The organism is Streptomyces sp. NPDC031121 (assembly GCF_055570615.1).
Genome location: NZ_JBVIGV010000009.1, coordinates 347,622 through 360,831, shown reverse-complemented (window position 1 = coordinate 360,831; position 13,210 = coordinate 347,622). Strand labels below are relative to the sequence as shown.

The following is a 13,210-nucleotide window of genomic DNA, read 5'->3' as shown; positions in this document are numbered from 1 at the left end:
CCCGGCGCATTCCGGCCAACCGGTGCTGTCACGCGCCCCTCAGGGCCGATGCCGTCCGCCCCCTCGCGTGTTACCCGACGGTAGGGAATGATGGCGGCCGACCACACACGCGGCTGGGCGGGGGTATAGCGGTGACGGTGTCCGACGAACGGACCAGTGTGCACGCCTTCCGGGACGACGCCCTCGGCGAGCACGACGCCGTGGGCCTCGCCGACGCGATCCGGCGGGGCGAGGTCGGCGCCGCCGAAGCCGCCCGCGACGCGGACGAGCGGGTGCGCGCGGTCGACGCCCGGCTCCGCGCGGTCCAGGTGCACAGCGGCCCCCCGGCCCTCGCCGGCCCACCCGGCAACGGCGCCTTCGCCGGGGTCCCGACCTTCGTCAAGGACAACACCGACTACCGCGGACTGCCCACCGGGCACGGCAGTTCCGCCTTCCGCCCGCGGCCCGCCCGCCAGCACGCCCCGTTCGCCCGGCAGTTCCTCAGCAGCGGCGTCACCGTGCTGGGCAAGACCCGCCTCCCCGAGTTCGGCTTCAGCCCGACCACGGAGTTCGAGGGCGCCGAGCCGGTCCGCAACCCCTGGCACACCGGGTACTCGGCGGGCGGCTCCTCCGGCGGCAGCGCCGCCCTCGTCGCCGCCGGAGCCGTGCCCGTCGCCCACGCCAACGACGGCGGCGGCTCCATCCGCATCCCCGCCGCCTGCTGCGGGCTCGTCGGCCTCAAGCCGACCCGCGGCCGGGTCGTCGCGAACGCCCAGAGCCGCATGCTGCCCCTCGACATCGTCACCGACGGCGTCGTCAGCCGCTCGGTGCGCGACGCCGCCGCGTTCCTCGCCGCCGCGGAGGCGTACCGGCGCAGCCCGAAGCTGCCCCCCGTCGGCCTCGTGGAGGGCCCCGCGAAGCGGCGGCTGCGCATCGGGCTGCTGACCGACTCGCCGAACGGGGTGCGCACCGACGCCGCCACCCGGGCCGCCGTCCTCGCCACCGCGGCGGGCCTCGAACGGCTCGGCCACACCGTCGAGCCGGCGGTCGTCGCGGTCGACCCGCGATTCACCGACGACTTCCTCGCCTACTGGGGGATGCTGTCCTTCCTGATCGGCGCCACCGGCAGGAGCCTCGGCGCGGACTTCGACCGGCGCCGCATGGACGGTCTCAGCCGCGGCCTCCGCGAGTCGTACCTGGCGGTCTGGCGGCAGACCCCGGCCGTGCTGCGCCGGCTGCGGAGCACGGCCGTGGCGTACGCGGCCGCCTTCCGCGGCTTCGACCTCCTGCTGTCGCCCGTGCTCGCGCACACCACGCCGCGGATCGGGCGCCTCAGCCCGACCGTCCCCTATCCGCAGCTCATCGAGCGGATCCTCACGTACGTGGCGTTCACGCCGGTCGACAACGTCGTCGGGACACCGTCGATCTCCCTCCCGTCGGCGCACGCGACGGAGGACGGCCTGCCCGTCGGCGTCATGTTCGCCGGCCGTCCCGGCGCCGAGCGCACCCTCCTGGAGATCGCGTTCGAGCTGGAGGCGGACCGGCCCTTCCGCCGCCTCCAGGACCTGTGACGCGCCGGCGGCCCGGGCGGGCGGGAACGCTGCGGCGGGGCCGGGCGTTGAAGGGGTGACGGCGAGAGGCCGTGCAATGACGGGTGGAGGTGTCCCATGTCCAAGCGCGCGGGAGTCGCGGCTGCCGGTGTCCTGGCGGCGATCGTGTTGTTCGCCCTGGTCGGGTTCTGGGCGGGGCTGCTGGTGCTGATCGGCGTGCCGGCGGCGGCGTACCTGCTGCTGGACCCCTCCCAGCGGCGCCGCGTACGGGACGTCTCCCGCAGGCAGCTGGGCCGCTGACCGGCGGTGCACCGGGGCCCGGCCGCCGACCGCCGCGGCGACCGGCTCCCCTCCCGCCGGTGCGGCGTTCCGGCCTCCTGCCGGTGCCCCGTCACACGGGGCGTGCGGCCAGGCGGTGCAGCGCCTCCAGCAGCTCCGGCAGGTCCGGAAGCCCGTCCTGCCCGCCGTCCGGAACCGGGAGCACCCCGCCCGGCTCCTCGTCCAGCAGGACGAAGGCGGTGTCGCCGGTCCCGGCGACCAGCGACCAGCCGGGGCCGTCCGCGCGGAGGGTGCGGGAGCCCTCGCCCGCGAACGCCGAGCGCACCCGGCCCGGCGGCGGCGGCGTCCGCGTGTACGCGCCGGCCTCCGCCAGCGCCCGCGCGAGCCCGGGATGCGCCGCCGCGGCCGCGCCGCCGTCCGCGGCCACGCGGCCGCTCCACTCGGTCCACTCCCGGGCCACCTGGTCGGCGCCCAGCCGCCGCTGCACCGGACCCCAGCCGTCGGCGGACGGCGGCGCCAGCGGCACGCGCCCCGTACCGTCCGCACCCTGCTCCGGATCATGCGGCTCCGGCAGGCCGGACGCGGCCACCGTCAGCTCCAGCGGCCAGCCGGCGAGCGAGGCGACGACCGTCCGCTCGTCCGGCGACAGGTCGTACTCCACGCCGCAGTCCCAGGCGGCGATGGCGGCGGCCACCAGCGAGACGTCGTCCACGACGACCGTCCAGCGCGCCCCCTCCTCGTCCTGCCCGAGCACCAGCCCGTACCCCCGCGGGTCCGGATCCACCCCCAGCAGCGCGCACGCCTCGGGGAAGTCGTCGCCCAGCACGCTCGGAAACCCGGCCGGGGTCAGCAGCACCGCGGTCAGCACCCAGAGGGAACCGCCGCCCTCGTCCTCGGACACCTGGCCTCCCGGTCACTCGCCGCCCGTCGGCGCACCCTAACCAGCCGGTAACCTCCCCGTCGAGAGCCCGCGGGCGCCGATTTCCAAGGTTTCCACCTGCACGTAGAGTGGGGCGCCCGCCACAGAAAGGGGCATCCGGTGCAGCGCTACGACCGGCTGAGGGAGATCCTCGGGCTGGACCCGGACAAGGACTTCCTCGCCATCTACCGGCTCACCGCCACCTACGAGTTCCCCTGGGACTTCACCCGCGCCCTGGAGCTCGCCCTCTTCCGGACCTACGCGGTCCCCGGCATCGGCCGGCTGCTGGCGGAGACGGCGGAGTTCACCGAGCGCGCGCAGAAGCGCTACGACGACACGGCGCTGCTCCTCGACGCCGTCGTCGAGCACGGCTTCGCGCACGAGACCGCCCGCACCGCGATCCGCCGCATCAACCAGATGCACCGCAGCCACGACATCCCCAACGACGAGATGCGCTACGTGCTGTGCACGTTCGTGGTGATCCCGGCGCGCTGGCTGGACGCCTACGGCTGGCGGAAGATGACCGGCCACGAGCGCCGGGCCTCCGCCAACTACTACGCCACCCTCGGCCGCCACATGGGCATCAAGGACATCCCGGGCTCCTTCGAGGATTTCGAGGCCGCCCTCGACGCGTACGAGGCCGAGCACTTCGGCTGGGACGAGGGCGGCCGCAGGGTCGCCGACGCCACCCTGGACCTGATGGCCTCCTGGTACCCCGCCCCGCTCGCACCGGCCGTGCGTGGCGCCGGCCTCGCGCTCCTGGACGACGCGCTGCTGGACGCCTTCCGCTTCGAGAGGCCCCACCCGCGGGTCCGCGGCCTCGTCCGGGGCGCGCTGCGGCTGCGGGGGCGGGCCGTCCGGCTGCTGCCCCCGCGCAGGGCCCCGCACTACGCCCGACAGAACCCGGAGATCAAGGGCTACCGCGACGGCTACGACGTGGGTGAGCTCGGCACGTTCCCGCTGCCCGGCTCCGGCGGATGCCCCGTACCGCACCAGCGCCGGCCGAGCGGGGCCGGGGCCCAGCCCCCGGCGTGATCCCGGGCGGCTCCGCGGGCCCCGCGCCCGGGGACGTCGTACGTCCTCAGCGGCAGCGCACTGCGACGGCCAGGAAGCGGCTGTCGAGGTCCGCGTACGAGACCAGCTCCCAGCCGCAACCGGCCAGCAGCGGGCGCAGGTTGGGCTCGGCCCGCAGGTCGTCCGGGGTGAGCTCGCGGCCCTGCCGCGCGGCCAGCGCCGCCCGCCCGATCGGGTGGAAGAGGGCCAGCCGGCCGCCGGCGCGCACCACCCGGGCCAGCTCGCGCAGGCCCGCGGCCGGCTCGGGCAGGTGCGCGATCAGCCCGGACGCGAACACCGCGTCCAGCGCCGCGTCGCGCAGCGGCAGCCGGGCCGCGTCCGCGAGGAGCAGCGTCCCCTGCGCGTCCCGTCCGGCCCGCCGCGCGGCGTCCAGCATCTGCGGGGTCAGGTCCGCGCCCAGGACGGTCCCGGCCGGGCCGACGGCGGCCCGGAGCGCGGGCAGCGCCCGTCCGGTGCCGCAGCCCGCGTCGAGCACGAGGTCGCCCGGCCGCAGCCCGGACTCGGCCACGGCCGCCGCGAAGGCGGGGCCGTCGTCGGGGAACTTCTCGTCCCAGCCGGCGGCGCGCGCGCCGAAGAACTCCTGCACGGACGCGTGCGTGTGCGGCTCGCCGGGGGTGGGAGCCGGACGGGCTGCGGGCTCGGGGGAGTGCGTGCGGTCCTCGGTCATGGGCACATGATCCCGCACCGCCCTGCCCGGGTCCGCAGGGCAACCTGTCGCGCCCCGCGGTCGGACCCGGACGTTTCTCTGTCATATTCCAGCAGTTCCAGCGGTTTTCGAAATGCGTCCCTTGTTCGCGCCCTCACCCGGACTAGCGTCCCGGGGCCATGGGACACCTCGACCACGCGGCGTACGGCTGGCTGACGCCCGTCCTGCCATACGTGATGGCGTCCGTCGGCGCTGCCCTCGGCCTGCGCTGCACCGTCCGCGCGCTCGCCGCGACCGGAGCCGCGCGCCGCAACCGGCTCCTCACCGAGGCCTCCGCCATCGGCACCGGCATCCGGACCATGCACTTCGTCGCCATGCTCGGCTTCCACGTCACCGGCACGGAGATCCACTACGACGTGCCGCTGACCGTCCTCAGCCTGGTCGTCGCCGTCGTGGTCGTCGGCGCCGGGGTGTTCGCCGTCGGATACGGGCAGGGCCGCGGCCGGGCCCTGGCCGTCGGCGGCCTCACCACCGGCCTCGGCGTCGCCGGCATGCACTACCTGGGCATGGCCGCCCTCCGCCTGCACGGCAGCGTCTCCTACGACCCGGCTGCCGCGGAGCCGCCGGCACCGGCGCACCCGCGTACGGGAGCGGCCGTGCCGGCGCCCTCCCCCCGTGCCGTGGCGGTCACCGCGCCCGCCGCCGCGCCGGCCGGGCTGCCGCGCCGGACCCGCCAGGCCGGTCTGGCGCCGCAGTTGCGCGGGCTTCCGCCCCGGCAGGAGACGCAGGCCGCGGTCCCCCCGGCCGAGGAGGCCGCGGGGCGCGGCCCGGAACAGGCCCGGGACCGGATGGCGGCCTACCGGGCCGGCTGGATCCGGGGCGCACAGGAGAAGCCCGCCCGCCCGGGCGGCGAAGGAGACACACGATGAGCGAGCACCAGGCACACGGCGGCATCCCCGGGAGGGGCGGTCTGGACTGGCTGCTGGACGAGCTGGTGGTCCGGGTCCGGGAGGTCCGCCACGCCGTGGTCCTCTCCCGCGACGGGCTCGCCGTCGGGGCGTCCAGTGCGCTGGACCGCGAGGACGCCGACCACCTGGCCGCCGTCGCCACCGGCTTCCACAGCCTCGCCAAGGGCGCGGGCCGGCACTTCCACGCCGGGGGCGTGCGCCAGACGCTGGTGGAGATGGACGGGGGGTTCCTGTTCGTCGCCGCCGCCGGCGACGGCTCGAGGCTGGCCGTCCTCAGCGGCGCCGGCACCGACGTCGGGCTGGTCGCGTACGAGATGGCCCGGCTCGTGAAGCGCGTCGGCGAGCACCTGCACACCCGGCCGCGGTCCGCGGCCCGGCCACCGGCCGCAGGGTGAGCGGGACGGCCGGCCCGGCGGACGACGGCCGCTGGTACGACGCCGACGCGGGCCCGCCCGTACGCCCGTACGGGGTCACCGGCGGGCGTACGAAACCCGGACGGCACGGCGTCCGCTTCGCCCTGGTCGCCCTGATCGCCCTGGTCGCGGCGGAGGCCGGCGCCGGCGCGGGCGCCCTGCCGGGGCCGGAGCACGAGGCGCTGCTGCGGCTGTGCCGGACCGGGACGCCGGCGGTGGCGGAGCTCGCCGCCGGCGCCGACCTGCCGGTGGGGGTGGTGCGGGTGCTGCTCGGCGACCTGTTGGAGGCGGGACACGTGCGGGTCGGCCGGCCTGTGCCGCCGGCCCGGCTGCCGGAGGAACGGATCCTGCGGGACGTCATCGAGGGATTGAGAGCACTGTGATGGGACGACACCAGGACGTGGCCGCAGGGCCGGAGACGGCCGCCGACGCGGACGAGGGTGCGGACGTGGCGGCGCTGGCGCTGAAGATCCTCGTCGCGGGCGGCTTCGGGGTCGGCAAGACCACGATGGTCGGCGCGGTCAGCGAGATCAGGCCGCTGCGGACGGAGGAGCGGCTCAGCGAGGCCGGGGAGCTGGTCGACGACCTCGGAGGGGTGGAGCGCAAGACCACCACGACCGTGGCGATGGACTTCGGGCGGATCACCATCCGGTCGGGGCTCTCGCTCTACCTGTTCGGGACACCGGGCCAGGACCGGTTCTGGTTCCTGTGGGACGAGCTGGCGCTGGGCGCCCTCGGGGCGGTGGTGCTGGCGGACACGCGGCGGCTCCAGGACTGCTTCCCGGCGGTGGACTACTTCGAGCACCGGCGCATCCCCTTCGTCGTCGCCGTCAACTGCTTCAGCGACTCCGGGCGCTACGCGGCGGACGAGGTGGCGCGCGCCCTGGACCTGGAGCGGGGGACTCCGGTCGTGCTGTGCGACGCGCGGGACCACGACTCGGGGAAGGAGGTGCTGATCCGGCTCGTCGAGTACGCCGGACGCGTGCACACGGCGCGGCTGCTGGAGGCCGTGGAGGCGCGGCCCGGCGCCGGCTGAGCCCGGCGCGGGCCCCCGCGCCGGGCGGGCGCCCCGGAACGGCCCCTTCTCCGCGGGGCGTCCTCCTTGCCGGGGAGCCACCGGTGGGGAAGGCTTGCGGCACTGGTACGCGGGGTGTGGCGCGGCCGCGGCGGCGGCGTCGGCGGGGAGGGGCTCGACATGGCATGGGACAAGCAGCTCGACTGGCTGCTGGACGACCTGTCCCGCAGGGTCCGGCAGGTGCGGCACGCGGTGGTGCTCTCCAACGACGGCCTGGTCACGGGCGCGAGCGCGGGCCTGGTCCGCGAGGACGCCGAGTACCTGGCTGCCGTGGCGGCGGGGCTCCAGAGCCTGGCCAAGGGGTCGGGGCGGCACTTCGGGGCGGGTGAAGTACGGCAGACGATGGTCGAGTTCGACGAGGGGGTGCTCTTCGTCATGGCGGCCGGGGCGGGCAGCTCGCTGTGCGTCCTGAGCGCGTCGGAGGCGGACGTCGGCCAGGTCGCGTACGAGATGACGCTGCTGGTCAACCGGGTGGGGGAGCACCTCGGTGTGACCGAGCGGCGGATCACCGGAGGCTGACGGGCGCCGGGGCGCGGCGCTTCGGGCGGGTTGTCCACAGGCCTCGCGCAGAGTGGCGGCAGCGGGCTACCTTCGTCACACAGAGTGACTGCGACGGAGGGGATTGCCATGGAGCTCGCAACGCGGGTGTGCCAGACGGGCGGGGGAGCCGCAGTACCGGCGGCCGGCGGGGCCGAGCCCTTGCCGCCGGGAGAGGCGGTGGGCGGCGTGCGCGCCGCCGCAGAACTCGGCCTCAACAGGAGCGAGTTCGCCCGGGCCGTGCAGCTCGGCATCGTACGGGCTGGACCGCCCGCCCCGGGCGGCGCGGCGCGGTACGCGCGGGCGGAGCTGGACCGCGTCCGGGCGGCCGAGGGATTCCCGCAAGCCCTCCGCGCGCAGGTCGAGACCATGGCCGGGGCGGGCGCCGCCTCCGCCGTGCTGGGCATCGGGCCGACCCGGTTCAACCGGCTCGCCCGGTGCGGGCACCTCACCCCCGTCGGCTACCGCATCAACCGGTACCGGGCGGTGGTGTGGCTCTACCTCGCCGCGGAGCTGCGGGAGTTCGGGGTGCGCCGGACGGCCCTGCTGCACGGCGGCGTCACCCCGCAGGACCGGGAGCTGATGGCCCGCGGGGCGGACCTGCGGCCCCGCCGGTGGCGCGACCGGCACGTGGAGCTGCTGCTCGGCCGGACCGCCGGCCCCTGGGAGCGGGCCGCCGTCCTGGCCTCCGTCCTCCCGGAGGAGGAGGTGGCCCGGGCCGCCCCGGACCCGGCGGAGCGGATCGTGCTCGCCGCGCTCGGCCCGCCCCCGCCGTACGGGCACCCGCAGATCCCGGCGGCCGCGGCCGTGGCGCAGCGGCTGCTGCTGGCCGACCAGCCGGACGAGGTGCAGGGGTACCGCACCAGTCTGGACTTCGCGCTGACCGGGGCGCGGGCTCAGTCGAACGCGACCGGGGAGAGGGGGCCGACGTAGACCCAGGCCCCGCCCTCCCGGCTGAAGGCGCTGTTCTCGTGCAGGGAGCCCGTGTGCCGGCCCTCGCGGTAGTGGGCCCGGAACTCCACCGAACCCTCCGTCTCGAACAGCCCCCCGCGGTCGGTGCCCAGGATCTCCAGCTTCACCCAGCGCTGCCCCGGGTCGAGGTCGAGCCGGTCGGGGCGGGTGGCCGGGTGCCAGGAGCGCATCAGGTAGGCGGTGTCGCCGACGGCGAAGGCGCTGAAGCGGGAGCGCATCAGCAGTTCAGCGGTGGGCGCCTGCCCGGCGCCGGAGTGGAAGCGGCCGCAGCAGTCCGGGTAGGCGGCGGGCAGCCCGCAGGGGCAGGGGTGGGCCGGGCTCGGCATGGGTGTGCTCAGCTCTTCGGGGTCGGTTCGGCGGGAGCGGCCGGCTGCGGCCGCCCGGGCGGATAGGGGCGGAAGAGTCCTTCCTGGACCACGGAGACCAGCAGCCTGCCCTCCAGGTCGTAGATGCGGCCGCGGGCCAGGCCCCGGCCGCCGTGCGCGATCGGCGACTCCTGGTCGTACAGGAACCACTCGTCCGCGCGGAAGGGCCGGTGGAACCACATGGCGTGGTCCAGGGACGCCATGTCGAAGCCCCGTGTGCCCCACAGCGGCTCCACGGGGAGGCGCACGGCGTCGAGGAGGGTCATGTCACTGGCGTAGGTGAGGGCGCAGGTGTGCACCAGCGGGTCGTCGCCCAGCGGGCCGACGGCGCGCATCCACACCGCGCTGCGCGGATCGGCGCCCTTGAGCTCTTCGGGCGTCCAGCGGAGCCGGTCCGCGTACCGGATGTCGAAGGGCTGGCGGCGGGCCATCCGCTCCAGCGCCTCGGGCAGTGCGCCCAGGTGGGCGCGGATCTCGTCGGCGACCTTCGGCAGGGTGTCCGGGTGCGGGAAGTCGAGGCGGGGAGGCAGCTGGTGCTCGATGCTGCCCTCCTCCGGATGGTGGAAGGAGGCGGTGAGGTTGAAGATCGTCTTGCCCTGTTGGACCGCGGTGACGCGCCGGGTGGTGAAGGACCGCCCGTCCCGGACCCGCTCCACCTGGTACACGATCGGCACCCCGGGGATGCCGGGGCGCAGGAAGTACGCGTGGAGGGAGTGGACGGGCCGGTCGCCCTCGGTGGTGCGGCCGGCGGCGACGAGTGCCTGGCCGGCGACCTGCCCGCCGAAGACCCGCTGGAGGGACTCCTGCGGGCTCGCGCCGCGGAAGATGTTGACCTCGATCTGCTCCAGGTCGAGCAGGTCGACGAGTCTCTCGGCGGGGTTCGTCATCAGGGCCTCTCCACTGTCGGTTCCGGCGGTTCCGGCGGTTCCGGTCGGCTGCGGGCGTCGGTCAGAGCGCGCCGAGCTCGCCGACCGAGGTCAGCCGGATCACGGCCCGGCCCTCCTCGTCGGAGGCGGCCAGGTCGACCTCGGCGCTGATGCCCCACCCATGGTCGCCGTTCGGGTCGGCGAAGGTCTGGCGGACTCGCCACAGGCCGTGCGCCGGGTCCTCCTCGATCTGCAGCAGCTTCGGGCCGCGCGCGTCCGGGCCGGTGCCCAGGTCGTCGTACTCGTCCCAGTAGGCGTCCATCGCCTCGCCCCACGCGTCGGCGTCCCACCCGGAGTCGGCGTCCAGCTCGCCCAGCTCGTCGATGCGGTCCAGGGCGGCCAGCTCGACCCGGCGGAACATGGCGTTGCGGACCAGGACGCGGAAGGCGCGCGCGTTCGCGGTGACCGGCTTGACCTGGTCGGCCTTCTCCTGGGCCTCCTCCGCCGTCTCCAGCTCCGGGTTCGCCAGCTGCTCCCACTCGTCGAGCAGGCTGGAGTCGACCTGTCGGACCAGCTCGCCCAGCCAGGCGATGAGGTCTTCGAGGTCCTCGGACTTGAGGTCGTCGGGGATGGTGTGGTCCAGCGCCTTGTAGGCGCTCGCCAGGTACCGCAGCACGATGCCCTCGGTGCGGGCGAGCTCGTAGAAGGAGGTGAACTCGGTGAAGGTCATCGCGCGTTCGTACATGTCGCGGATGATCGACTTGGGGGAGACGGGGTGGTCGCCGACCCACGGGTGGCTCTTGCGGTACACGTCGTAGGCGTGGAGCAGGAGTTCCTCCAGCGGCTTCGGATAGGTGATGTCCTGGAGCCGCTCCATCCGCTCCTCGTACTCGATTCCGTCCGCCTTCATCGCGCCCACCGCGATCCCGCGCTCCTTGTTCTGCTGGGCGGCCAGGATCTGCCGCGGGTCGTCCAGGGTGGACTCGACGACGGACACCATGTCCAGCGCGTACGAGGGCGACTCGGGGTCCAGCAGGTCGAAGGCGGCGAGCGCGAACGTCGACAGCGGCTGGTTCAGCGCGAAGTCCTGCTGGAGGTCGACGGTCAGCCGGATGGTGCGGCCCTCGGCGTCCGGGGTGTCGAGCTGCTCGACCACCCCGCCGTCCAGGAGCGAGCGGTAGATCGCGATCGCCCGCCGGATGTGCTTCAGCTGGGCCTTGCGCGGCTCGTGGTTGTCCTCCAGGAGGCTGCGCATCGCCTGGAAGGCGTCGCCCGGACGGGCGATCACCGACAGCAGCATGATGTTGGTGACCTTGAACCGGGAGGTGAGCGGCTCCGGCTCGGCGGCGATCAGCTTCTCGAAGGTGGTGTCCGACCAGGCGACGAAACCCTCGGGCGCCTTCTTCCGGACGACCTTGCGCCGCTTCTTCGGGTCGTCGCCCGCCTTGGCCAGCGCCCGCTCGTTCTCGATGACGTGCTCCGGCGCCTGGGCGACGACGAAGCCGGCCGTGTCGAAGCCCGCACGCCCGGCCCGGCCGGCGATCTGGTGGAACTCGCGGGCGCGCAGCGTGCGCACCCGGTTGCCGTCGTACTTCGTCAGCGCCGTGAACAGCACCGTGCGGATGGGGACGTTGACGCCCACACCGAGGGTGTCGGTGCCGCAGATCACCTTGAGCAGGCCCGCCTGGGCGAGCTTCTCCACCAGGCGCCGGTACTTGGGCAGCATCCCCGCGTGGTGCACGCCGATGCCGTGCCGGACGTAGCGGGAGAGGTTCTGGCCGAACTTCGTGGTGAAGCGGAAGTTGCCGATCAGCTCGGCGATCCTGTCCTTCTCCTCGCGGGTGCACATGTTGATGCTCATCAGCGACTGCGCCCGCTCGACCGCCTGCGCCTGCGTGAAGTGCACGATGTACACCGGCGCCTGCCGGGTCTCCAGCAGTTCGGTGATCGTGTCGGTGATCGGCGTGGTGACGTACTCGTACGACAGCGGGACGGGCCGGGTCGCGGAGCGGACCACCGACGTCGGGCGGCCGGTGCGGCGGGTCAGGTCCTCCTCGAACCGCTTCACGTCGCCGAGGGTGGCCGACATCAGGACGAACTGCGCCTGCGGGAGCTCCAGCAGCGGGATCTGCCAGGCCCAGCCGCGGTCCGGCTCCGCATAGAAGTGGAACTCGTCCATCACGACCTGGCCGATGTCGGCGTACCTGCCGTCCCGCAGCGCGATGGACGCCAGCACCTCGGCGGTGCAGCAGATCACCGGGGCGTCGGCGTTCACCGAGGCGTCGCCCGTGAGCATGCCGACGTTCTCGGTGCCGAACAGCTTGCACAGGTCGAAGAACTTCTCCGACACCAGCGCCTTGATGGGAGCGGTGTAGAAGGTGACCTTGTCCTGGGCCAGCGCGGTGAAGTGCGCGCCCGCCGCGACGAGGCTCTTTCCGGAGCCCGTCGGGGTGGACAGGATCACGTTCGCTCCGGAGACGACCTCGATCAGCGCCTCCTCCTGGGCCGGGTACAGGCTGATGCCCTGGTCCTCCGCCCACGAGGAGAAGGCCTCGAAGAGCGCGTCGGGGTCGGCGTTCGGCGGGAGCTGATCAATGAGGGTCACACCCCCCATCTTGCCTGCCTTCCGCCCGGATGAGGGAACCGGCGGAAGGAAAGAAGATCATCGCAGGTACGCTGAGCCGTCGATCGGGACCGCGCGACGCGTTCGGCGGGGCCCGCGGGCACACGACCTGGGGTGGGGTAACGAGCATGATGGGTCCGGCGCACTCGCTCTCCGGGGCGGCAGCCTGGCTGGGGGTGGGCGCGGCCACCGCGGCCGCCGGGCACCCGATGCCCTGGCCGGTCCTCGTCGTCGGCGCGCTGATCTGTGCCGGCGCCGCCCTCGCCCCCGACCTGGACCACAAGTCCGCGACGATATCGCGGGCCTTCGGCCCGCTGTCCCGCGGCCTGTGCGAGATCGTCGACAAGCTCTCGTACTCCGTCTACAAGTCCACCCGCTCCCGCAAGGACGCCCGCCGCTCCGGGGGCCACCGCACCCTGACGCACACCTGGCTGTGGGCGGTGCTGATCGGCGCCGGCTCCTCCGTCCTGGCCGCCGCCACCGACCGGTGGGGCGTCCTCGTCCTGCTCTTCGTCCACCTGGTGCTGGCCGTGGAGGGCCTGCTCTGGCGGGCGGCCAGGATGTCCAGCGACATCCTCGTCTGGCTGCTCGGGGCGACGAGCGCCTGGATCCTCGCCGGCGTCCTCGACCAGCCCGGCAACGGCGCCGACTGGCTGTTCGGCCCCGAGTACGCCTACGTGTGGCTGGGCCTCCCCGTCGTCCTCGGCGCCCTGGTCCACGACATCGGCGACGCCCTGACGGTGTCCGGCTGCCCGATCCTGTGGCCCCTGCCGATCGCAGGGAAGCGCTGGTACCCCGTCGGACCGCCCAAGGGGATGCGCTTCCGGGCCGGCAGCTGGGTGGAGCTGAAGGTGCTCATGCCCGCGTTCATGCTGCTCGGCGGCTTCGGCGGAGCCTCCGCCCTCGGGTTCATCTGACCCGCACCCGCGGACCCGGCACCGGGC

General features: G+C 74.5%; 15 protein-coding genes. 10 read left to right on the top strand and 5 right to left on the bottom strand.

What is annotated here, in order from left to right; translation table 11 throughout:
* Positions 1-131 precede the first annotated feature (131 nt).
* Together ACZ462_RS19435 and ACZ462_RS19430 are read left to right on the top strand one after the other, a co-directional pair.
* Positions 132-1,550: an amidase gene (locus tag ACZ462_RS19435; protein ID WP_467804194.1), complete on the top strand. Its 1,419-nt coding sequence runs from the start codon at positions 132-134 to the stop codon at positions 1,548-1,550.
* A 96-nt stretch (positions 1,551-1,646) separates the two neighbouring features.
* The gene (locus tag ACZ462_RS19430; RefSeq protein WP_467804195.1) at positions 1,647-1,829 is read left to right on the top strand and encodes a hypothetical protein; all 183 of its coding nucleotides are present in this window, start codon (positions 1,647-1,649) and stop codon (positions 1,827-1,829) included.
* Between the two features lie 91 nt (positions 1,830-1,920).
* On the opposite strand, the gene ACZ462_RS19425 is transcribed toward ACZ462_RS19430, so the two are convergent.
* Positions 1,921-2,709: a hypothetical protein gene (locus ACZ462_RS19425; protein WP_467804196.1), complete on the bottom strand. Its 789-nt coding sequence runs from the start codon at positions 2,707-2,709 to the stop codon at positions 1,921-1,923.
* Positions 2,710-2,847: 138 nt separating this feature from the next.
* Between ACZ462_RS19425 and ACZ462_RS19420 the strand changes: the two genes are divergently transcribed.
* The gene (locus ACZ462_RS19420; protein WP_467804197.1) at positions 2,848-3,762 is read left to right on the top strand and encodes an oxygenase MpaB family protein; all 915 of its coding nucleotides are present in this window, start codon (positions 2,848-2,850) and stop codon (positions 3,760-3,762) included.
* Positions 3,763-3,808: 46 nt separating this feature from the next.
* On the opposite strand, the gene ACZ462_RS19415 is transcribed toward ACZ462_RS19420, so the two are convergent.
* Positions 3,809-4,468 carry a class I SAM-dependent methyltransferase gene (locus tag ACZ462_RS19415; protein WP_467804198.1) on the bottom strand — a complete coding sequence of 220 codons (660 nt, stop codon included), beginning with the start codon at positions 4,466-4,468 and terminating at the stop codon, positions 3,809-3,811.
* A 158-nt stretch (positions 4,469-4,626) separates the two neighbouring features.
* Here ACZ462_RS19415 and ACZ462_RS19410 point away from each other — a divergent pair, with 158 nt between their 5' ends.
* The 6 genes from ACZ462_RS19410 to ACZ462_RS19385 all read left to right on the top strand — a co-directional run bounded on the left by ACZ462_RS19410 (position 4,627) and on the right by ACZ462_RS19385 (position 8,373).
* Positions 4,627-5,376, top strand: a complete 750-nt coding sequence (locus ACZ462_RS19410; protein WP_467804199.1) for an MHYT domain-containing protein — start codon at positions 4,627-4,629, stop codon at positions 5,374-5,376.
* Positions 5,373-5,810, top strand: coding sequence for a roadblock/LC7 domain-containing protein (locus ACZ462_RS19405; protein WP_467804200.1), 438 nt, complete (start codon positions 5,373-5,375; stop codon positions 5,808-5,810). Before ACZ462_RS19410 ends, ACZ462_RS19405 begins: the two co-directional genes overlap by 4 nt.
* A complete protein-coding gene (locus ACZ462_RS19400) occupies positions 5,807-6,211 on the top strand; it encodes a DUF742 domain-containing protein (RefSeq protein ID WP_467804201.1) in 405 nt (134 codons plus the stop codon). The genes ACZ462_RS19405 and ACZ462_RS19400 overlap by 4 nt, the downstream gene beginning before the upstream one ends.
* Positions 6,211-6,864, top strand: coding sequence for a GTP-binding protein (locus tag ACZ462_RS19395; RefSeq protein ID WP_467804202.1), 654 nt, complete (start codon positions 6,211-6,213; stop codon positions 6,862-6,864). Before ACZ462_RS19400 ends, ACZ462_RS19395 begins: the two co-directional genes overlap by 1 nt.
* A 159-nt stretch (positions 6,865-7,023) precedes the next feature.
* A complete protein-coding gene (locus tag ACZ462_RS19390; protein WP_467804203.1) occupies positions 7,024-7,422 on the top strand; it encodes a roadblock/LC7 domain-containing protein in 399 nt (132 codons plus the stop codon).
* A 108-nt stretch (positions 7,423-7,530) separates the two neighbouring features.
* Positions 7,531-8,373 (top strand): DUF6397 family protein, encoded by an 843-nt coding sequence (locus ACZ462_RS19385; protein ID WP_467804205.1) that lies wholly within the window; start codon positions 7,531-7,533, stop codon positions 8,371-8,373.
* Here the strand turns inward: ACZ462_RS19385 and ACZ462_RS19380 are convergent.
* The 3 genes from ACZ462_RS19380 to ACZ462_RS19370 all read right to left on the bottom strand — a co-directional run bounded on the left by ACZ462_RS19380 (position 8,337) and on the right by ACZ462_RS19370 (position 12,248).
* A complete protein-coding gene (locus ACZ462_RS19380) occupies positions 8,337-8,738 on the bottom strand; it encodes a YchJ family protein (RefSeq protein WP_467804206.1) in 402 nt (133 codons plus the stop codon). The two genes, ACZ462_RS19385 and ACZ462_RS19380, sit on opposite strands and share 37 nt — an antisense overlap.
* An 8-nt stretch (positions 8,739-8,746) precedes the next feature.
* Entirely contained in the window at positions 8,747-9,664 is a 918-nt protein-coding gene (locus ACZ462_RS19375) for an acyl-CoA thioesterase (protein WP_467804207.1), read from the bottom strand.
* A 61-nt stretch (positions 9,665-9,725) separates the two neighbouring features.
* Entirely contained in the window at positions 9,726-12,248 is a 2,523-nt protein-coding gene (locus ACZ462_RS19370) for a DEAD/DEAH box helicase (protein ID WP_467804209.1), read from the bottom strand.
* A gap of 146 nt (positions 12,249-12,394) precedes the next feature.
* Between ACZ462_RS19370 and ACZ462_RS19365 the strand changes: the two genes are divergently transcribed.
* A complete protein-coding gene (locus tag ACZ462_RS19365) occupies positions 12,395-13,183 on the top strand; it encodes a metal-dependent hydrolase (protein WP_467804210.1) in 789 nt (262 codons plus the stop codon).
* Positions 13,184-13,210 lie beyond the last annotated feature (27 nt).

Bases quoted from the DNA above. Each gene is read 5' to 3' on its own strand.
- ACZ462_RS19390 (WP_467804203.1), top strand. From the start codon at position 7,024: ATGGCATGGGACAAGCAGCTCGACTGGCTGCTGGACGACCTGTCCCGC.
- ACZ462_RS19380 (WP_467804206.1), bottom strand. From the start codon at position 8,738: ATGCCGAGCCCGGCCCACCCCTGCCCCTGCGGGCTGCCCGCCGCCTAC.
- ACZ462_RS19405 (WP_467804200.1), top strand. From the start codon at position 5,373: ATGAGCGAGCACCAGGCACACGGCGGCATCCCCGGGAGGGGCGGTCTG.
- ACZ462_RS19430 (WP_467804195.1), top strand. From the start codon at position 1,647: ATGTCCAAGCGCGCGGGAGTCGCGGCTGCCGGTGTCCTGGCGGCGATC.
- ACZ462_RS19385 (WP_467804205.1), top strand. From the start codon at position 7,531: ATGGAGCTCGCAACGCGGGTGTGCCAGACGGGCGGGGGAGCCGCAGTA.
- ACZ462_RS19395 (WP_467804202.1), top strand. From the start codon at position 6,211: ATGGGACGACACCAGGACGTGGCCGCAGGGCCGGAGACGGCCGCCGAC.
- ACZ462_RS19375 (WP_467804207.1), bottom strand. From the start codon at position 9,664: ATGACGAACCCCGCCGAGAGACTCGTCGACCTGCTCGACCTGGAGCAG.
- ACZ462_RS19365 (WP_467804210.1), top strand. From the start codon at position 12,395: ATGATGGGTCCGGCGCACTCGCTCTCCGGGGCGGCAGCCTGGCTGGGG.
- ACZ462_RS19415 (WP_467804198.1), bottom strand. From the start codon at position 4,468: ATGACCGAGGACCGCACGCACTCCCCCGAGCCCGCAGCCCGTCCGGCT.
- ACZ462_RS19410 (WP_467804199.1), top strand. From the start codon at position 4,627: ATGGGACACCTCGACCACGCGGCGTACGGCTGGCTGACGCCCGTCCTG.